15 protein-coding genes are annotated in these 20,605 nt (G+C 46.2%); 7 read left to right on the top strand and 8 right to left on the bottom strand.

The features are described 5' to 3' along the window. Positions 1-106: 106 nt before the first annotated feature. A complete protein-coding gene (locus N4J56_RS12485; RefSeq protein WP_317106739.1) occupies positions 107-1,747 on the top strand; it encodes a DUF3352 domain-containing protein in 1,641 nt (546 codons plus the stop codon). A 225-nt stretch (positions 1,748-1,972) separates the two neighbouring features. Beyond that, entirely contained in the window at positions 1,973-2,413 is a 441-nt protein-coding gene (locus N4J56_RS12490) for a hypothetical protein (protein WP_039716300.1), read from the top strand. A gap of 24 nt (positions 2,414-2,437) precedes the next feature. On the opposite strand, the gene N4J56_RS12495 is transcribed toward N4J56_RS12490, so the two are convergent. Beyond that, complete coding sequence (locus N4J56_RS12495; RefSeq protein WP_317106740.1) at positions 2,438-2,581, bottom strand: hypothetical protein; 144 nt, start codon at positions 2,579-2,581, stop codon at positions 2,438-2,440. Positions 2,582-2,598: 17 nt separating this feature from the next. Here N4J56_RS12495 and N4J56_RS12500 point away from each other — a divergent pair, with 17 nt between their 5' ends. Beyond that, a complete protein-coding gene (locus tag N4J56_RS12500; RefSeq protein WP_317106741.1) occupies positions 2,599-3,057 on the top strand; it encodes a hypothetical protein in 459 nt (152 codons plus the stop codon). 57 nt (positions 3,058-3,114) lie between these two features. On the opposite strand, the gene N4J56_RS12505 is transcribed toward N4J56_RS12500, so the two are convergent. The 6 genes from N4J56_RS12505 to N4J56_RS12530 all read right to left on the bottom strand — a co-directional run bounded on the left by N4J56_RS12505 (position 3,115) and on the right by N4J56_RS12530 (position 14,381). Further along, on the bottom strand, positions 3,115-5,598 hold the full coding sequence (locus N4J56_RS12505) for an acyl-CoA dehydrogenase (RefSeq protein WP_410500488.1): 2,484 nt from the start codon (positions 5,596-5,598) through the stop codon (positions 3,115-3,117). 114 nt (positions 5,599-5,712) lie between these two features. Then, entirely contained in the window at positions 5,713-6,891 is a 1,179-nt protein-coding gene (locus N4J56_RS12510; RefSeq protein ID WP_410500489.1) for an acetyl-CoA C-acyltransferase, read from the bottom strand. Between the two features lie 233 nt (positions 6,892-7,124). Further along, a complete protein-coding gene (locus tag N4J56_RS12515) occupies positions 7,125-9,401 on the bottom strand; it encodes a 3-hydroxyacyl-CoA dehydrogenase/enoyl-CoA hydratase family protein (protein WP_317106744.1) in 2,277 nt (758 codons plus the stop codon). A 76-nt stretch (positions 9,402-9,477) separates the two neighbouring features. Further along, positions 9,478-11,667 (bottom strand): long-chain fatty acid--CoA ligase, encoded by a 2,190-nt coding sequence (locus N4J56_RS12520; protein WP_317106745.1) that lies wholly within the window; start codon positions 11,665-11,667, stop codon positions 9,478-9,480. Between the two features lie 585 nt (positions 11,668-12,252). Next, on the bottom strand, positions 12,253-13,110 hold the full coding sequence (locus tag N4J56_RS12525) for an alpha/beta hydrolase (RefSeq protein WP_317106746.1): 858 nt from the start codon (positions 13,108-13,110) through the stop codon (positions 12,253-12,255). A gap of 104 nt (positions 13,111-13,214) precedes the next feature. Further along, the gene (locus N4J56_RS12530; protein WP_317106747.1) at positions 13,215-14,381 is read right to left on the bottom strand and encodes a pyridoxal phosphate-dependent aminotransferase; all 1,167 of its coding nucleotides are present in this window, start codon (positions 14,379-14,381) and stop codon (positions 13,215-13,217) included. A gap of 442 nt (positions 14,382-14,823) precedes the next feature. Between N4J56_RS12530 and N4J56_RS12535 the strand changes: the two genes are divergently transcribed. The 4 genes from N4J56_RS12535 to N4J56_RS12550 all read left to right on the top strand — a co-directional run bounded on the left by N4J56_RS12535 (position 14,824) and on the right by N4J56_RS12550 (position 19,360). Next, positions 14,824-15,531, top strand: a complete 708-nt coding sequence (locus N4J56_RS12535; protein WP_317106748.1) for a 2OG-Fe dioxygenase family protein — start codon at positions 14,824-14,826, stop codon at positions 15,529-15,531. 133 nt (positions 15,532-15,664) lie between these two features. Further along, a complete protein-coding gene (locus tag N4J56_RS12540; protein WP_317106749.1) occupies positions 15,665-16,723 on the top strand; it encodes an NAD-dependent epimerase/dehydratase family protein in 1,059 nt (352 codons plus the stop codon). A gap of 7 nt (positions 16,724-16,730) precedes the next feature. Beyond that, positions 16,731-17,921: a glycine C-acetyltransferase gene (gene kbl / locus N4J56_RS12545; protein WP_317106750.1), complete on the top strand. Its 1,191-nt coding sequence runs from the start codon at positions 16,731-16,733 to the stop codon at positions 17,919-17,921. Between the two features lie 128 nt (positions 17,922-18,049). Next, a complete protein-coding gene (locus N4J56_RS12550; protein WP_317106751.1) occupies positions 18,050-19,360 on the top strand; it encodes a hypothetical protein in 1,311 nt (436 codons plus the stop codon). Between the two features lie 10 nt (positions 19,361-19,370). On the opposite strand, the gene N4J56_RS12555 is transcribed toward N4J56_RS12550, so the two are convergent. After that, positions 19,371-20,048, bottom strand: coding sequence for a hypothetical protein (locus N4J56_RS12555; RefSeq protein ID WP_317106752.1), 678 nt, complete (start codon positions 20,046-20,048; stop codon positions 19,371-19,373). Positions 20,049-20,605: the final 557 nt, after the last annotated feature.

The following is a 20,605-nucleotide window of genomic DNA, read 5'->3' on the forward strand; positions in this document are numbered from 1 at the left end:
TGCCCCTCCAACTCCCTACTCCCTAATATTTATCCGAAATTACCACAATGACATTTGTATAGATGATTGACAAGATTTGAGCAGAGGCGATCGCAAGGATAATAAAATGCCGACGAAAAAATCAAATTTGCTCCCTGCTGTTGTAGCTGTTGGGATTGTAGTAGGAGGTGCAGCGGCTTATTGGTATTTTAAAGGAAATTTTGGCAGTGGTGCGAGTCCTTTGGCAAGTGCTAAAGTCGTGCCAGATGAAGCATTGATGGCAGCTTTTATTTCGACCGATCCTAGGGATTTGGCGCAGTTACAGAAATTTGGTACTCCTGAAGCCGAAAAGTTAGTTGAAAAAAGCCTGCAAGACTTCGATCGCCAAGTATTAACAAAATCTAATATTAATTACGAACAAGATATCAAACCTTGGTTGGGTAGCGTCACAATTGCCGTACTACCACCTGGTTCTGCTAAGCAAATACAAGCAACACCATTCTCGTCTCAATCGAATATTTTACTAGTACTAGGAATCAAAAATGGGTTGAGTGCCTGGAACTTTAGCAAGAAACTAAAAGCCGATAAAACAGTTACGAGTCAAGAATTCGATTACAAAGGACAAAAAATTACTGAATCAACCAGTCAAGGCGAACCAATCTACAGTAGCATCCTTGATAGTCGTGTCGTTCTCGCTCCAACCAAACAAGCAGTAGAACAAGCGATCGATACTTATAAAGGAGAACCTTCTTTTGCTGCCAAAGCGGGTATAGACAGAACTTTTGCCCAAAGCTTACAACTCAAAAACCCGATCGCGCAAATTTATTTACCCGATTATGCAGCCGCAGTTCAACAATTAACAGCTGCAAATCCGGCTGGATTACCTCCTCAAACCTTAGCCCAGTTGCAATCGGTCAAAGCTGTAGTTGCAGGTGTAGGTGTAGATGATATGGGAATACGGATGAAAGCGATCGCGCAGCTAAATCCTCATGCCATCAACATACAATATCAAAACTCGCCTAGTAAGGTCGTGACGCGATTTCCCGTCGATACGCTGGCTTTATTGACTGGTGCGGGAATCAGTCGCACCTGGGCGGCGTTTGTTGACCAAACTAGAGATTTACCGGAAGTCAAGCAAGGATTGGACTCTGCAAGGCGATCGCTCAAAACAACTTACAATCTCGATCTAGACCGAGATGTTTTTGGCTGGATGGATGGAGAATTTGCCATTGGTGCAATTTCATCCAGTCAGGGTATGTTAGCTTCCTTGGGATTTGGCGGCGTACTGATGTTTCAAACTAGCGATCGCGCCACGGCTGAATCGACTCTTGGTAAACTCGATGCGATCGCTAGAAGTAACTTTTTATCTGTCGTTCCCAGGGATATTAATGGTAAAAGCGTTACTGAATGGCAAGTTCCCGCCCAAGGTGCGATTGTCGGTCACGGCTGGTTAGATCGAGATACAATGTTTATCGCTGTGGGCGAACCGATTGTAGAGGCGATCGCGAATCCTTCCGGTAAGTCTCTTGATAGTAGCGAAGTTTTCAAAGCTGCAACTGGTTCTTTAATACAACCTAATGCAGGTTACTTCTACTTAGATATGGATAAAACCATGTCGTTACTTGCAAGTAAACCCTTAAGCACTGCGATCGATCCAGAAGCTACTGCTGTTATCAACTCCATTCGCGGTATCGGCATCACCGCCAGCAACCCTGACAAAACCACGAGTCAAATGGAGTTACGCATCGCACTCAAACAGAGAAGTTAGGGAGTAGGGAGCAGGGAATAGAGGACAAGGGAGACAAGAAGGACAAGGGAGAATAACTACAAATGACCAATGACCAATGACCAATGACCAATGACTAATGACCGAAATAAATTAACTCTTCTTACAGTAAGAAGCGGGTTTGCAGATGCTTAGTTAAAATGCAGGTAGTTCCATGCTGTCTACCACTTTTATACCTGTTCCCGATCGCAGAGTTAAGAATCAATTATGAACGCTGGACTTCTAAATAGAATCCCTCTGCTACCTGTTGTTGCCCTTTGGCTAGCATATGCATTATTGGGATGGTATCTCTCTGCATACCACATTTTTTGGTTTGTTGGAGCTTGCATAGCAGCTGTAGGTTTAGCTTTATCTTGGAAAAGTATTGCTGCTTTAGAGCAAATTATGAAATTTGCTTCTCAAGGTCTTTTACTAATTGTTGCAATGCTTTTGATCTGCGTGTTAATTGCTTTAGCTGCGGCGCGATCGATCTTAATTCCGATTATTGTTATACCTTTGGCTATCACATTCTTGGCAAATGTAGAAATGCGATTTGCGGGTTTTAGTCGATTCAATACTTTTTTGTTTTTAGCAGTTGTAGCAGCTTTTGGTTTGGGTTTTGGCGAGATTATCGATCTCTTGTTCTTAGCATCCAATCACAAATATTAGTAGGGGCAGGTTTAGACAACAGATTTACCTGACACGAATAGCTATCGGAGAAAACCCGCCCGTACAATCTCTTACATAAGTTAAGTATTTTGTCAATATTTTTTTAAAATAATCCGTAAAACCGCGATCGCGGCTGGTAGAGATCGGTATATCGCGTTGATTTTCCATAGGAAATTTATGCAACTATGCCGTTTCATTATCAGTTATACGATTATTGGTTGCGTTCGACGGGGGTTTGGGTTTCTCCGTTACTAACGCTAAACGTAGATTGGTTAAATGAGTCAGAAATATCAGCGATCGCTCAAATTCACGCTCTAGAACGAGTTGAATTTGGAATCAAAATGAGTTGGGAATATCGTAAAAAACTAGATTCAGACTACATGTCTTGGTGTGTCAATACCAAGCATCCTAATCTCGTATTTACAAATAAAAGTATCTCTCACAATAGCGCGCCTAGTATATTTAGTTATCAAATGCGAGATCCCAATCGACTAGTCATGTCGGTTGGGAAATATGAAGAAACCATCGTATTAGCAAGCTATAACAAACGTTTGCGCGAACAGAGGTATGAAGGTAAGCTAATGAGACGACTTTGGGAAAAAAAAGTTGATGCTACAATTGCTCCATTGACGATGGTTTCATAACTTATTCAGCATCAAATAATTGGCGAAAGAGCATATGTTTTTCTCCTTTGCCTCCAACTATTTAGGCAACAAAGCCGCTCGATCTATCAGTTTCAGTTGTTCTTGTCGATCCTCTACTCCTTGTTGGTATTCCAAAAGTGTAAATGTATCTACTTGAATTGCTTCATTACGAGCAATTTCTGCTGCACGAATTAGCTCAGCCTCTTCTAGAGTAATTATCTCAGCCTCACGTGCTGCTGTAACTAGCTGCTCCGGTTTTCCTGACGGCAGCTTACCTTCACGACTGGCAGCTTTGATAGTTTTAAGTGCTGGTTCGGCTTGCGATGTTAAGAGAAAAGCGCGTTCCAATCTTCCCAAAGCTTCACTCGAATCGGTGGGAAGATAAATACCTGCGGTGAGTCGATCGCGTTGCTGTCCTAGTGTCTGAAGGCTACGGGCAATGTCACTGCCTAAACGGTCAGAGGGTAAAGAACCGATCGCATTGAGCCGCCACCACCAAGTCATGGGTCCTCGGAATAAACTACCGAGAATTGGTACGGACAGGTTACTGAAAATTCCCTCAAATCCAAACTGAATCTGAGCTAAGGCATATTCCACTGCCCAGCGGACAAAAGGTAAATCTTCCGTGCAACCTTCTGCCTCAAATCGGCGCAGGGTAGCTGTTGCCAAATACATCCAAGAAAGAATATCGGCAAATCGTCCGGTGAGTTTTTCTCGCCGCTTCAATGTGCCACCAAAACAGAAGAGAACCAGATCGGTCAGCCAAGCAAAAGTCGCGGCTGCCCATTCGAGTTTGCGGTAGTATTTAGCAGTCGCTCCAGATACAGGCGGACGGGCGAGATAGCCACGGGAAAGACTCAGCAGTAAGGCGCGGCAACCATTACGCACCATGAATCCAACGTGATGCCAAAAGGCGCGATCGAAAGCCGAGACATCCGACTGTTTGAGGGCAATAACTTCAGCATAGACGTAAGGATGACAGCGGATCGCTCCTTGACCGAAGATCATCATCGTGCGAGTGAGGATATTCGCGCCTTCAACCGTAATCGAGATCGGAGTGGCAATGTAGATATTTGCGAGCAGGTTTCTGGGTCCGCGACAAATACCAGAGCCACCGAGAATATCCATCCCGTCATTGATAATTTGACGCGAGAGTTCTGTCAGGTTGTACTTAGCGATCGCCGAAATTACCGCCGGTTGCTCGCCGCGATCGACTGCACCACAAGTATAAGTCCGAGCGGCATCCATCAAATATGTCAGCCCTCCAATCCGAGCTAGGGGTTCCTCAACCCCTTCAAACCGACCGATTGGCAGTCCAAACTGCTGTCGCACTGTTGCGTGAGCGCCCGTCACTCTGGCGACAAGTTTAGCAACTCCGGTACAGGTAGCAGGAAAGCTGATGCCCCGACCCGCAGCAAGGCTCTGCATCAACATTTTCCAACCCTGACCCACCTGTTCGACACCACCGATAACTTGGTCGATGGAGATGACGACATCATGTCCTTCAACCGGAGAATTGTAAAACGGAACTCCCATCGGATCGTGTCGCCGTCCCAAAACCACACCAGGCGTATCCGCCGGAATTAAAGCGCAGGTGATGCCTATATCCTCTCCTTTACCCAACAAATTTTCTGGATCGCGGAGGCGAAACGCCAGTCCGATTAAAGTGGCGATCGCGCCCAGAGTAATATAGCGTTTGCGGAAATTCAAGCGCAGATAGAGTTTTCCATCTTCAGCTTGAAACACGACTCCTTCAGAAGTAATGCTACCCGCATCCGAGCCTGCTTGGGGTTCGGTCAGGGCGAAACAGGGAATTGCATCCCCCTGAGCTAGTTTGGGCAGATAATAGTCTTTTTGAGCTGGAGTACCATATCGCAGCAGCAACTTCGCCGGACCGAGGGAGTTCGTCACTCCAACTGTCGCCGTGTGGGTGAACGATCGCGATGCCAGCTTCATCATCACGGCGCTGTAGGCAAAGTTAGAAAAGCCCAAACCGCCATACTCTCTGGGGATCATCATCCCGAAGAAGCGTTCTTGTCTGAGATATGCCCAGACTTCCGGTGGTAAATCCTTACGACGGTAAATTTCCCAATCGCTGACCATGCGGCAAACTTGTTCTACTGGTCCATCGAGAAATGCTTGAAGTTCTGGCGTAACTTGGGGATAGGGTTCGCTGTTAATCCTGTGAAAATTAGGTTGACCGGAAAAGAACTCACCATCTACCCAAACGTTCCCCGCCTCGATCGCCGCTTGTTCGGTTGCAGAGATGTTTGGTAGGAGATTAAAAGCTTTAATAGCGGAAATGATGGGAGATGTGACGAGCGATCGCCGTAACACAGGGAAATTCAAGATCGTTGCCACCACACCAAACAGCAACCACACCCAAATTGGCAGATTCCACGCTGATAGTACCAGGACAAAATACAGCGACCACAGCCATAGAGGAACGCCAATGTAACCCAGTACAAAAAATAGGAAAATTAGTGCAGGGAGCGCGTTAGCGAAGCTTAACGAAGTTATCGCCGAATCGATCGGGTTCATCATATCTTACCTCAACTGAATCAACGCTACTCACTTTGTACGGGTGGGTTTACAAAGTAACTTTGCTACGAAAAGAGATTTCGGGTGAACCCACCCCTACGATTCACTACTCACTCAAATCAAATTCTCAAACACTGCCGCTGCTCCCATACCACCACCAACGCACATTGTCACCAGACCATAGCGAATGCTGCGCCGTTTCATTTCGTGCAGCAGGGTGGCTGTCAGCTTCGCACCCGTGCAACCTAGAGGATGACCGAGGGCGATCGCGCCGCCGTTGACATTGACAATTTCCTCATTTAAACCGAGCTTGCGAATTACTGCTAAGCTTTGAGCGGCAAAGGCTTCATTCAGCTCGATTAACCCGATATCGTCCAAGCTTAAACCCACTTGCTTCAACACTTTCGGCACAGCCTCAACTGGACCGATCCCCATAATTTCTGGGGGAACTCCGGCGATTGCATACCCTAACATCCGTCCTAGAGGTTTTACACCGAATTTGTTGACCCAGCGCTGACTCATTAACACCGTCGCTGCTGCTCCATCCGAAGTTTGAGATGAGTTGCCAGCTGTAACCGCTCCACCGTGGCGAAAAACAGGTTGCAACCGCGCCAATGCTTCCAGACTGGTATCGGCGCGAGGACCTTCATCGAGCTGAAAAACTTGCTCCACGACCTGCGGCTTGCCATCAATATAGAGAGTTTCGCGTACCGGAAGCGGGATAATTTCTTCAGCAAAACGACCTTGCCGAATTGCAACTAAAGCTTTCTGATGCGATCGCAGCGCAAAAACATCTTGTTCCTGGCGCGAAACTCCGTACTGTTGGGCTACGTTTTCAGCCGTAATCCCCATCGTACAGTAAGCTTGTGGAGTCTCTGCCAATACTTCTGGATTGGGAGCGAGATAGTGTCCCCCCATCGGAATCAAACTCATCGATTCGGCTCCACCAGCCACCATAATTTCCGCTTGTCCCGTGGCGATCGCTTGAGCTGCCATCGCGATCGTCTGGAGTCCAGAAGCACAAAAACGATTGACAGTACAACCCGCCACTGAATCAGGCAAACCCGCCCGCTGAGCAATAACTCGACCCAAATTGAATCCCTGTTCCGCTTCTGGAAACGCACAGCCGATAATGATGTCGTCAATATATTCTGGTGCAAGTCCTTCGACGCGAGCGATCGCGCCTTTGACTGCCACCGCGCCCATGTCATCGGGGCGAACGTGGCGTAGCGTACCGCGTGGCGCTTTTCCCACCGCAGTCCGAATGCTGCTGACAATATAGGCTTCTTTCATAATTGGTAGTTGGTAGTTGGTAGTTGGTAGTTGGGAGGAGCGAGGAGTGAGGAGTGAGGGGAAGAAGAGAGAGTCGCGGAGTTGGGGAAGTTGGGGGAGCAAAACAATTCACGCATTCAAAATTCTCTACATCCCACACACCCCACACTTCCCACACTTTCCACACCACGCACCACGCATTACTCTCTTTGCCTCGCTCCTCGCTCCTCGCTCCTCACTCCTCTCGACTCCCGCTAATTTCGTAACGGCTTTTTATGTTTCAACGTGTGAGCAATCCGCTCTTGGGTTTTGGGTTGGCTGAGTAGGGGTAAAAATGCTTCCCGTTCTAATTGCAGTAAGTAGTTTTCATCAACTAAAGCAGGTGCAGAAAGTTCCCCACCAGCCATGACGTAGGCTAAACGGTTGGCTAAATAGCGATCGTATTCGCTGATGAAGCCGCCTCGGTAAAGGGTATCGGCAGCATAGTCCAACATTGCTCTCCCTGGACGACCTAGCACCATAATGGCGTTGCGTTCGGGGGGTGAGGCGTAACCTACGCGATCGCTACATAAGACTTCTTCTTTGGCAACCTCTAAACGGCGATCGCCATTCATTAAAATCCTGGCTGTTGGTGGTAAGAATCCTAGTTCTTGTGCTTCCAAAGCACTATTGGAGACTTTCGCCATGCCAATTGTTTCAAACACTTGCCGCAGGAATGGTTGGATGTGATGGGGCGCTTCTGTGGCAGCGCGATCGGCTGCCCAAGTCACCGATCGCATAATGCCACCAGCCCCAGGAATCAAACCTACACTCAGTTCCACCAAGCCTATATAAGTTTCTGCTGCTGCCACGACTTGCGGACACGCCATGACTAACTCGCAACCGCCACCCAATACTCGCCCCTGAATTGCTGCAACAATTGGTTTGGGGAAGTAATGAATCCGCTGTAGCAGAGTTTGAAATTTGACAATCAGATCGGCGATCGCCTCAAAATTTCCCGACTGCGCCATCATTGCGATTTCCGCCAGATTTGCCCCACCTGAGAAATGAGCGCTGCTGTTGCCAATGACCAATCCTCGGTAATCGTTTTCTAGCAGATCCAGCACCTCAGCTAAACCGTCAACCACCTGCAAACTCAAAGTGTTACCCTTCGAGCGAAACTCATACAAAACCACCCCGTCACCCATGTCTAGCAATGCTGCTTCGGGATTTTGCCATAGTGGTGTTAGAGGTAGTTGGTAATTGGTAATTGGTATTTGATCCCCCACTCCCTGCTCCCTGCTCCCTGCTCCCTGCATCACCCATTCCGGCACGGGAATTCCAGCAGCTTTCATATCTGCCAGTACGGTTTCAAATCCCAATACATCCCAAATTGCAAAAGGACCGAGTTCCCAGCCAAATCCCCATCGCATTGCTTTGTCAATGTCGTCAGAATTGTCGGCAATTTCGGGAATGCGGCAAGCACTATAACTCAAGGTTTTAAGGATAGACTCGCGGAAGAAAGCACCTGCACGACCGCGATCGCGATACAATGCCCGCAGGCGATCGCCTAAATCGGGAATCTTACCAATCGCCTCAATATTGCCCAAGTTTAAAGGCTTAGCTGGTTCGTAAGCGAGTGTTTCTGGATTTAATGACAGAATTTGTCGGTCTTGCTTTTTGTAAAAGCCTTGACCCGTTTTCGCTCCTAGCGTCCCCGTCTCTACGAGTTTGCGTAACAGTTCCGGCACGCGAAAGACTTCTCTGCTTTCATCGTGAGGAATAGCTGGATAGAGGTTACTAGCGACGTACATCAGCGTATCAAGTCCGACTAAATCCGCCGTGCGGAATGTGGCTGATTTTGGTCTACCTGCAATTGTTCCCGTTAGAGTATCGATTTCCTCAATCGTGTATCCCTGCGTTAACGCCTGCAAACCAAGCATGGTGACGTACATTCCAATTCGGTTGGCGATAAAGTTAGGAGTATCCTTTGCGACTACGACCCCTTTACCTAAATGCAGCTCTCCGAACCACTTCATTCTTTCTAGTACTTGTGGATCGGTGTCAGTTGTCGGAATAACTTCGAGTAGCTTGAGATAGCGGGGTGGATTGAAAAAATGGCTACCTAAAAACCTTTGACGAAAGGATTCAGAACGTCCTTGGGCGACCGCGTGGATTGGTAAACCGCTGGTATTGGTGGATACGATTGTATCCGAGCGAATTACGCTCTCTAGGCGTTCCATCAGCTTTTGCTTAATATCTAGATTTTCTACCACTGCTTCAATGACCCAATCAACTGCGGCAACTGAGTAAAAATGCTCATCAAAATTACCCAAAATGACGCGACGGGCTGTCTTTTCTGTAAAAAATATAGGTGGAGATAGCTTCAGGGCTTTTTTAAATGATGTTTCAACTAATTCGTTTTTATTGCTCCCCTTGCCAGGAATATCTAATAAATGTACGGTTAAACCCGCATTGGCGAGGTGAGCGGCAATCTGGCTTCCCATCACTCCCGCACCAAGAACGGCAGCGGTTCGGAACGGCTTAAACATAATTTTAAAACCTCAGTTATCAGTTATCAGTTATCAGTGGTAATTGGTAATGAAGTGATGCGTAGTGTGCGATCGATTAATTCCGAATTCCGAATTCCGAATTCCGAATTCTCTCTACTCCCTGACTTAACGATTGAGCATACGCAGGACAGGTGGATGAAGGTATGGGAGGACATAGGTTGAGTTGTTCGTGACGCTGTGTCTCTCGTCGTTTGGAATCTTCTTGACCATATAAAGCATTAATTTCTCGAGCAAACATTTCAGCGATCCTGGCGCGTTTTACTTCTCCACTGGGGGTCAGCATTCCGTTCTCGACGCTGAGTGTAGCGTTGATGAGCTGAAAGCGTTTAACTAAAGACCAGTAAGGCAAATGGCAGTTAGCTTCATCTACTAAAGCCTGGTAGAGGGCGAGAATACAGGGATGGTTCAATAATTCTGCATCTGGTAGGTCGAGTTTCAAGAGTTGAGCTTGTTGGCGCAGGTTGTTGAAATCGGGAAAAATTAGCATCGCACAGAATTTACGTTCTGCCCCCAGTGCAACGGCTTTTGCTACCAGAGGAGATTGTTCTAACTTGTGTTCTAACGGTAGTGGCGTGACGTATTTACCTGTTGAAAGTTTGAAGTGGCTTTTCTTTAATCCAACGATTTTCAGAAAACCATCGGCGGTAAACTCTCCCAAATCACCCGTATGAAACCAGCCTTCAGAGTCGATCGCCTGCTGGGTAGCTTCGGGGTTTTTATAGTAGCCTTGCGTCACGTAAGGTCCCCTGACTAAAATTTCACCATCAGAGGCGATCGCCACTTCTATCCCAGGCAAAGGCACTCCTACTGTTCCAGCTCGGTTGAAGCAACCCCGATTGCAGGCAACTGCCGAACTCGTCTCTGTCAAACCATAGCCTTGTAGAATCGTGACTCTGGCAGCAGCAAACAGGTTAGCAATCTCGGCTTTCAAAGCAGCACCACCACAAATCGCATATTTGAGATGACCGCCAAATACACCACGCCATCTAGAAAATACCAGCCGATCTGCTAGTTTCAGCATCCAGTCGTATTTGCCGCTCGGTGACCGTCCCAGTTCGTACTGTTGGGCAAGGGCGATCGCCCAATCGATCAGACGTTGAGTTTGTTCTGTTTGTAACGATTTCCAAGCGGTGAGAGAGGCTTGCCAATGCGGTAACTTGAATTGAGTTGGGGGCAACCACCGCAGAGAGGATAAACGGAATTTTTGCTGTGGAGTTTCTTGTTTCTTCTGAAACATCTGCGCGGCGAAAGTCCGAAAGCGGGGCAGCAAGTCATATTTGACACTCTTCGCTGTCTCTCGTTGTGGAGCCTGACTACTTGTTTCTAAAATTCGCTGATAGATTTTTTCCAGCAACAGAGGCACGGTAGCAAATATTGTTGGTTGTACCTCTTTGAGATGTTTCATCACTCGGTTAGGAGTGGTGAAGTAAACGCTATGCCCGTAATTCATGTGACCGTAGAAAAAGACACGGGCAAAAACATGAGTTAAGGGTAAAAATGAAAGTACGACCTCCTTTGCACCCAGTTCCAAATCGGGAATTCCACTAAACATTGCTAGGGCATTAGCAGAAAGATTTTCGTGAGTCAGCATCACTCCTTGGGGCTTACCAGTGGCTCCAGGGATATAAATGATGGTGGCTAAGTCGTTGGCTGTTAGCGATGCGCGTAGCTGTTGTCGCCTCTCGTCTGACATCTGAGCTTGTCCTCGCTGCCGTATCTCTGCTAAGGAAAAGATTTGGAGCGATCGAGGGTGCTTGGATTGTCCCTGCCAATCGAGGGGAACATCGGCAACAATCGCGATTTGTAGATCGGGCGTGCTGCTTAAGTAAGGTATGATGTGGTCGAGTAAGTCGAGGTTAGAAACGATCAGTGCTTTGGCTTCGCTGTGTTGCGTAATAAAAACAATATTTTCTAACGTTTGGGTGAGATCGATCGGTACGTCAATCAGTTGAGCTAGCAAGCAGCCCATGTCAACTATGCAAAAGTTAACATCGCTATGCATGAGGAGGGCAACGCGATCGCCCTTCTCTAACCCTAAGTTCGACAAACCGAGTGCTACTTCTTCAGCCGCAGTCCGAAAGGCTCGCTCGGATAAAGGTTGCCAACCTTGTTCCGTCCATTGGTTTAAAGCACGGGAATTGGGAACGCGATCGCAGGCTTCATCTAATAATGAAGGCAATGTGCGTCCCAACAACACATTCCCAGAGTTGGGAGGGGCTGTGTAAATTTTGTTAGACCACAACATTTTCGCCAAGAAGAGCTGAAATCTCTTCCCCTCGATAAAGTTTTTCTGTGTTTTTTTATTGATTAGCTTTTACAGATAGGTGGGCATTACCCACCTTACACTTACTGAGATTCACCGCTGAAATCGCCAACAATATTTGCGAGCGAGCGCCCGAGCTAATAGTTTATTATTGAGTTTTGTTTTTAGAAAACAGAGTCAGATGCATTATTAAATTTGGATGCCGACTTCTCACACCTGAGTTAGATATTTCCCCTGTTTTTCCTTTCCAATTAATATGAACTAACAGCAGAACACGTAACCAAAGATGTTAGACTGGCATATCTAACCCTTTAGGGATCGAACGATCTGCCATAAGAATTGCTTGATCTCAGTTTAACTCATGACTTCACAAAGCTGCTATTTTATCTATCTTTAGTAACAAATCAAACTAATAACAGGAATTTTTGCTTACTAACGGCTGAGTTTTAAGCTACTAAATTCATTGTAAGAGAGTCACATACATGTTTCACTGTCCGGTGTTAATTTATAGAAATAAAGGAAATTTCGGTAACATTATTTAATTCTTTTACGCACCACTCTCTTACCTCACGCTGCTTGACTGTCATCCATTTCTTGCAAATGCTGCTCCAACCACTTGCCGATGTCTACAAGTACTTCTTGATAATTTGTATCGGCATAAAGATCGTGATAACTGCCAGGATACTCGTAGCATTTCTTGTCGGGATAAGTGACCCGTTCGCAGAACAGCCAACTACTTTCAGGATGAGTCACTTGGTCTGCACTGCCATGTAGCAGCAGTAAAGGAATTTGCAGCTCAGAAGCATGATTTTCGATCCAATCCACGGCAGCAAAGAATTCTGTTGCAAGTCTGGCACTACCGTATTCGTGACGTAAGGGGTCTTGACTATAGGCAGAAATAATACTCGGATTGCGCGAACTAGCATTATGATTCAAGCCAACCTTAAGACTCAAGCGTGGATAGACGCGGGAAAAGACTCGCCCGATCGCCAGTTTGAGGCGCGAGACTCCAACTTTTCCCAAGGCTGGTGCAGTGACGATCGCACCCCGCAATCCCTGCGGCGATCGCAAAGCATAATCCAAAACAATCGCACCTCCCAAGCTATGCCCCCAGACAAAACAAGGGCAATTCGGTTCTTGCTGCCAAATTTGCTGCAAAAAGGCGCTTAAATCTTCTCGAAATTCAGTCCATCTATTAATATGTCCCCTTTGTCCTGGCGAGTGTCCGTGACCTCGTAAATCAAAGGCATAGACTGCATAACCTAGAGACACTAAGTACTCTACAGCAGGTAGAAATAGACCGCTATGCGCTCCCAAACCATGCACGATCGCCACCACAGCCCGCGATCGATCTTGGGGATGCCAGCTTTGGTAATAGAGGCTTAATCCACCAGCGCCCTTGAAGGTTCCTGCAATGTTTTTCATCCTGATTCTCCCAACTGTTTTTTTACAACAGGGTGAACTCAGAAGTCAGAAATTACCGTGCATCCATTTTAATTGTATACAACTGACGAAGAAGACTGAATGCCTCATTTGAGCCGAGCGATCGCAGTTTGAATGCGGTCGAGCGCTTCGCGAATATTTTCCAATGAGTTAGCGTAGGATAACCTTAAATATCCCTCACCAAACTTACCAAAAGCAGAACCAGAAAGTACGGCAACTCCGGCTTCTGCTAGTAAGTAATCTGCGAGTGCATCACAGCTGAGGGAAAGTTGTTTGACATTAGGAAATACGTAGAATGCTCCTGTAGGTTTAACGCACTGAATACCCGCGATCGCATTCAAACCATCGACAATAAAATCTCTTCGCTGTTTGAATTCGTCCACCATCTGTTCCACAAACTCTTGCGTCCCTGTCAGTGCTTCAATCCCAGCAATTTGAGTAAACGAACAGGTGCAGGAATTAGAATTGATCGTCAATTGCTCCAGCTTTTGAGCTAATAGTTGGGGAGCCACACCATAACCTAAGCGCCACCCCGTCATCGCGTAAGTTTTAGAATAACCATCTAGCAGAATCGTCCGCTCTTTCATCCCAGGCAAACTCATAATGCTGTGGTGTGTTTGTTCGTAAAGGATGCGCGAGTAGATTTCGTCCGAGAGGATATAAAAATTATGTCGTTCTGCTAAATTGGCGATCGCCTCTAAATCTTCAAGTTGCAGCACGCCTCCAGTAGGATTTTGGGGAGAATTGAGAATTAATAGTTGCGTGCGGGGAGAAATTGCTTGTTCTAAGTCTTCAATCCGAAAGCGAAAGCCAACCTCTTCGCGTAAAGCTAGGGGAATTGCCTTTCCTCCGACGAAGTTAATAACTGATTCGTAAACGGGAAAACCTGGATCGGGATAGACTACCTCATCGCCTGCGTTCACCAGCGCCAGAATAGTGAAAAAAATTATCGGCTTAGCACCTGGTGTCACCACGACTTCATCGGGATGCACCTCAACGCCTCTTGTCTGCGCCACATATTGAGCGATCGCCTGTCGCAACTGAGGTAATCCCGCCGCCGGAGCATATCCAGTGTAACCATCTTTCATGGCTTGAAATGCAGCCTGACAGATATTCATCGGTGTCTGGAAGTCTGGCTGTCCGATTTCTAAATGAATTACGTTACGTCCTTGAGCTTCCAACCGTTGTGCTTTGGCAAGGACTTCAAAAGCAGATTCCGTCCCCAGGCGGCTCATTCGTTCGGCAAAATTCATATTAATTTATTTTCCAAATGACAACTGACACCTGACAACTGACATTCTTGTATGAATTTTTATTAACAAAATAGTTAGTAAGAATGACAGATATCAGCCAAAAGTTATAGGGATCGACAATAGCCGAAAAATATAACTACAATTAAATTAGTAGACTCGATCGAAACGCTAGGTATCTACCCTAACGATAGAATGTAATCTTAACCCCCATTTTATAGAGCCTCTTTACTAACACGCATTCTGTCATATATCTATTGATGAGGCTTCTATAAAGGAATGAAAAGACTAGATAGAGTCTACATTATAAATCTATAAATCATTGTTAATTTTTGCTGCTATCAGTAGCAAAATTAGGTCTAGCATAGCCCAATGCTAATTAATAAATTGGATGTACTAGTTTGAATAATACTGCTATCCTCCATTGAAGGTGAGGAAGTTTACTATGCTGAATTTATCAAAACCACAAGAATTTAATTGTCTAGCCAGCTATGTTTTAGAAATGGTGAATGCTGTTAAGCTAGAACAATTACAACCATTTTTCGAGTTCTTGCCAGCCGATCCATATTTAGTAGGCAACTATCGTTTTAGAAACCTTTCTCACTTTCAAATAGCTGGCGATCGCCTGATAAAATTACCCCACAGGCAGCTATTTCAATCGAAAGCATATAACCCAATTTTGGGAGATGTTATCAGAGAGTATCCAGAACTCGACGAGCGCCTAGTTGCGTCGGCAGATTTTCAAAAAATTGTGTGGGAATTTTTCCAGTTTTGCCAGCTTTGTACCAACTTCAATGAAGTTGCAGTGCATCAAATTAGAACCACAGCTTCTTCTCAGCAACTCGGCAATCCTGCCCCTGAAGGAATTCATCGCGATGGAGTCGAACTCGTCGGCATTTTCTCTGTCAATAGAACCGGAATTGAAGGGGGAGAAACGCACCTTTATCCAGAGAAAGATGGTCGTCCCGCTTTTAGCAAAATTCTTAATCCTGGTGAATTTTTAGTTTTTAGAGATAGTCAATACTTCCACTACACTTCGCCTGTCAAAGCGACTACTTCTGAACTAGGAGTTAGGGATGTTTTTGTCCTCACATGTCCTGGTTTGTTTCCTCCTGAGTCGGGAGTCGGGGAGAAGGGAGCGATCGGGAGCTGAGGGAGACAAGGGGAACAAGGGAGACAAGGGGGACAAGGGGGAGTAGAGAGCTGAGGGAGAAAAACAACCGTCAACCAACTACCAACTCTCAACTACCAATTACCAATTACCACTGACAACTGATAACTGTCATATGATGAACAATATTTTAGTCACTGGCTCTAGAGGTCAACTGGGAAGCGACCTTGTTGTTGCCCTACAAAGACGCTATGGGACAACACACGTCATGGAAAGCGGGCGATCGCCACGCTCACAGGAAAGTAAGTTATTCCCTTATAAAGTGTTGGATGTCACAGACAGTCGGCGGTTGGAAAAAATTATCAAGCGGCATCAAATCGATACAATCTACCACTTAGCAGGATTACTATCAGCAAAGGGCGAACAGGAACCCGACCGCTGTTGGGACATTAATATTAATGGGCTAAAAAATGTTCTAGAGGTAGCCAAATCCGAGCGACTCAAAGTCTTTTATCCCAGTTCCATCGCCGTATTTGGAGCGCATACGCCGAAGTTAGACACGCCTCAGATTACCGTGACAGATCCATCTACGATGTACGGGATTACAAAGGTAACGGGCGAACTACTTTGTCAGTACTACGCGCAACGGTTTGGCGTGGACGTGCGATCTTTACGTTTACCAGGCATTATTAGCTACAATGCTCCACCAGGGGGCGGGACAACAGACTTTGCCGTAGAAATCTTCCATGCTGCCCTCCAGCAAGGAACTTACACCTGTTTCCTACGCCCAGAGACTCGCTTGCCTATGATGTATGCCTCAGATGCGGTCAGAGCAATTCTGGAATTGATGGAAGCAGATTTATCAGCCATCAAAGTTCGTACCAGCTACAATGTGGCAGCAGTCAGCTTCTCGGTAGCAGAACTCGTAGCTGAAATCCAAAAGCACTTACCTGAGTTTACCTGCGAATACAAACCCGATTTCCGGCAAGCGATCGCGGATTCTTGGGTTTGTACAGTTGACGACTCCAAAGCACGAGCCGATTGGGGTTGGCAGCATACCTATGACTTACCTGCGATCGTCAGCGATATGTTGGCGAAGCTGGAGTCATTAAGAAGGGAGCGCACGAGCAGGGAGCAGGGGAGCAGAGGAGAATCAAAAACTCACGCACCACGTACCACGCACTACGCACCACTTATTCCCGATTCCCGATTCCCGACTCCCGACATTCGGTAATGTAGCCATGTTGACCACAGCGGCAGCTTCTGTTTTTCAATCCCTGCTCGATGAAATTCATCAATCCGGTCTGCGCAAAGAGGAACGAGCGATCGCGTCGCCTCAAGATGCCAAAATCCAACTTCAGGATGGTCGGACGGTACTGAACTTCTGCGCTAACAACTATCTAGGATTATCTAACCATCCTGATATTATTGCCGCAGCTCAGGAAGGAATTGCTAAATATGGTTTTGGCTTGTCATCGGTGCGCTTTATCTGTGGCACGCAAACCATACATAAAGAGCTGGAAGCAAAGATTTCTGCGTTTCTCGGTACTGAAGATACTATTCTGTACGGTTCCTGTTTTGATGCCAATGCCGGACTATTTGAAACACTACTAGATGATGAGTGTGCGGTCATTAGCGATGCACTCAACCACGCCAGCATTATTGACGGAATTCGGTTGTGTAAAGCTAAACGTTATCGGTTTGCCCATAGCAATAGGTCGGAGTTGGAGCAAACGCTGCAAGCTACCCAATCGCTTAAAATCCGCTTAATTGTCACGGATGGGGTCTTCAGTATGGATGGCGATATCGCTAAGCTAGACCAAATCTGCAATTTAGCTGAACAGTATGATGCGCTGGTCATGGTAGATGATAGTCATGCTACTGGGATTTTGGGAGCAACAGGACGCGGCTCGATCGAACATCGTGGTGTCATAGGTCGTGTAGATATTATCACTAGTACGTTGGGCAAAGCGCTAGGTGGAGCTTCTGGAGGCTTTACATCAGCTCATAAAGTCATTATCGACTTGCTGAGGCAGCGATCGCGCCCCTATTTATTTTCTAACAGCCTTGCTCCGGCGATCGTCTACACCAGTATTAAGGTATTGGACTTACTCAACCAAACCTCAGAATTACGTCAAAGATTGATGGAGAATGCCAGCTACTTTCGGACTTCCATCGGCGATCGCGGTTTTGAAATTAAACCTGGTATTCACCCGATCGTACCAATTATGCTGTACGACGCGAAACTCGCACAAGCTATGGCGCGAGAGCTACTCGATGAGGGGATTTATGTCATCAGCTTTAGCTATCCCGTAGTTCCCCAAGGTCATGCCCGAATTCGAGTACAAGTTTCTGCCACTCACACGCGAGAACAATTAGAGCAATGTGTAGAAGCGTTTGCTCGCGTGGGGAAAAAGTATGGAGTTATTTAACAGTGACCAGCGACCAGTTCCAGTAGGATTTGTTTTCAAAACTCACCTTGCAAATCTATGTTAGTGTTTTGACTTTTGACTTTTGACTTTTGACTTTTGACTGCTGCCTATTGAAGAGGAAAATTACTATGATCGAGAACCTGCGAGAAAGACTAAAAATTCCAACGGCAAGGCTAAAAGCGATTAACGATATTCTAGTCGAGCCAAATATGGAGGCGATCGCCAATTTCCTCGATGTCGTGTCTAAATATGGGACTCCAGAAGAGATTAATGCTAAGGCAAAACAAGCTGCGTCTCTGACCGCATTGCTAGAGCGCGTTCGACAAACTCGACCCGAATATTTGACCGATCTACAATGGCTGCAACAGCAAGCAGATGAGGGCGCATTTGTCAGCATTGCCGATTATCGACAGAACGTACTAGGAAACAAGGCAAAGAGTTTGACTTTTGACGACAAATATGCAGTGACGCTAGAAATTAGTGCCTGTCAATATTTTCCTTGGATAATTGCCGCAGCTCGACGAGCGATCGCCCAACAATCCCTCATGCCGGGACGTTTCATTCAAGTCCGCCAGATGAAGGAACAAGAAACCGATGGTGACTTGCCTGCCATTGCCGCAGCTATGCAAATTATTGGCGCGAGTTTTGTCGTCACTCTCGATACTAAAGGAACTGATGGCTCGAACGTCCATCTCGGCGGAGCGGAAACGATCGCGGGTTACTTTGGTGGTGTTGGACAGCCCAACGATCGCGCTTTGCTATGGCTGGATGAGTACTTGTACTACTACACTAACTATGGCATTCGCCAAGTTCTCAATCTCAATCCTGGGACAGTGCTACTGGGCTATCTCCTCCATCGGCTCGGCGTTGATATCGAGTTCAAGATCTCTGTATTTATGGGCAACGACAATCCCTATGCAGCTTTGTGGACTTTACTTGGAGCAAAATTGTTTTCCAGGGATGATGGTAGCTCTCCATTAATTGGATTTAATTGGAGTAACTCGGTCAACAACGAAACGATTGAAATTACTAGCCAGTTTCGCCAAGCTTTGGACTTCGAGCAACAGGTTCGCTTCGAGCATCACATCACTGAAACTTGGAAAGGCATCGTGCGACAGCCGTACAATCGCAGAGATGAGTTGATGGAGCTTGCTAAGTGCGTGCCGAATATTTCAGCCAAGCATGAGGGAGGCGATCCAGACATTGAGCGGATGCGGCAGCACCCATCGGATATTTTCGATTATTTCCGTGACAAGCAGGAGATTATTGCCTCTGGAGATTGGGAACATCTCACCCTGAATTTTTTGGACAAGTTTGATGCCTTAAACAAAACGGCACTAGCTCTTACAGAACAGGGTCTATCCGTTCTAGCAGCTGGAAATCTCCACCTGCTAGAACGAAAGCATTCGGCAAACTTACGACTGACAACCTACACTTGATAACTTTCCCTTACCGATTTCGAGACAAGACAAAATCTTCATCCAGTGTCAGATCTAAATCTCGATTGGGATTGACGACAACCACTTCCACTTCTTTTCGCTTGCGACCTCCGAGTATTGTTTCTCCCAATACTCCAGCTCCTGCGCCTCCTAAGATTGCACCTAAATCGATATCTCCAAAAATTTCAGATGCTACGGCTCCGACTGCTGCGCCAACAACCGCACCACGAACAAAATCGGGATTCGTTTTTCGGTCGATTATCTGCTTTCTTCTCACTACAGCTGATGTTGCCTCAATCGGATATTTTCGTTTTTGACTACCAATGACGACTGATTCAGCCACGAATTGCGAACCACCATCAGCAGGTCTAAGTCTACCGTTAATTTGGCTACCTGCGGGAATCACGACATTTCCGCGCTCCGAGCGGACGCTGGTTGCTGTAGTTAACGTCAGTCTGACTGATTCTTTAGGCGTAACCAGCACTCTATCTGACTTTTTGTATCGCACCGGAATGACCGTACCAACTGGTACGATTGACTGAGGTGATTGAGCAATTAACAGTTTATTAGAGTTCGATTGGGGTGCTGCAACCGGAGTCGCCGCGATCGCAGGTACTATTGTGGCAGAAGTCATTCCCAGCGCCATCAGCGCCGCAACTTTGGCTTGCCAGGAATTAGAAATGAACATATAAAGTCTTTCTCCTAAATTATCGAATTAGAGATTTTACATCTTAATGACGTAAAACCAAATAAATTGTTCTTTAAGTTTATGCTCCTTAGTGGTGAAAACATGGAAATTTCAGACACAATTCTTAATTTTACGCTCTGATGCTGCTCTTTTAATTTTATTCAAGCTTTAATTCAAGTGAATTTTAGTCCGGTATTTCACCAGCACAAATTTTGTCAAATTCTACCTTAGTGTAGAGGTCAATTTCTAGTAAATTTACTAGCTTGTTTCCTTGATTTCTAAGCTTTAGCAATACTCCACGCTTCGGTGCAACTTTCTCTTGTTCCTTCCTTGAGAAAGGGGGGCTAGGGGGGATCTCTTTGTGGGTGGCGTAGTTTTTCGATCCCCCAACCCCCTTAAAAAGGGGGCTAAGAAAAAAGTCGCACACGGGGCTACTTCTCAATTCAAAAATAGTAAGGATTACTTACTAATTCATTTGGTCTAAAGTGGCGAGACAAGAACTAGCAAATAGCGCAGCTTGAGCAATCTCCTTATGACTCAATTGCAAAGCTTTTTCA

The sequence above is a fragment of the Chroococcidiopsis sp. SAG 2025 genome, from assembly GCF_032860985.1.
Classification (GTDB): domain Bacteria; phylum Cyanobacteriota; class Cyanobacteriia; order Cyanobacteriales; family Chroococcidiopsidaceae; genus Chroococcidiopsis.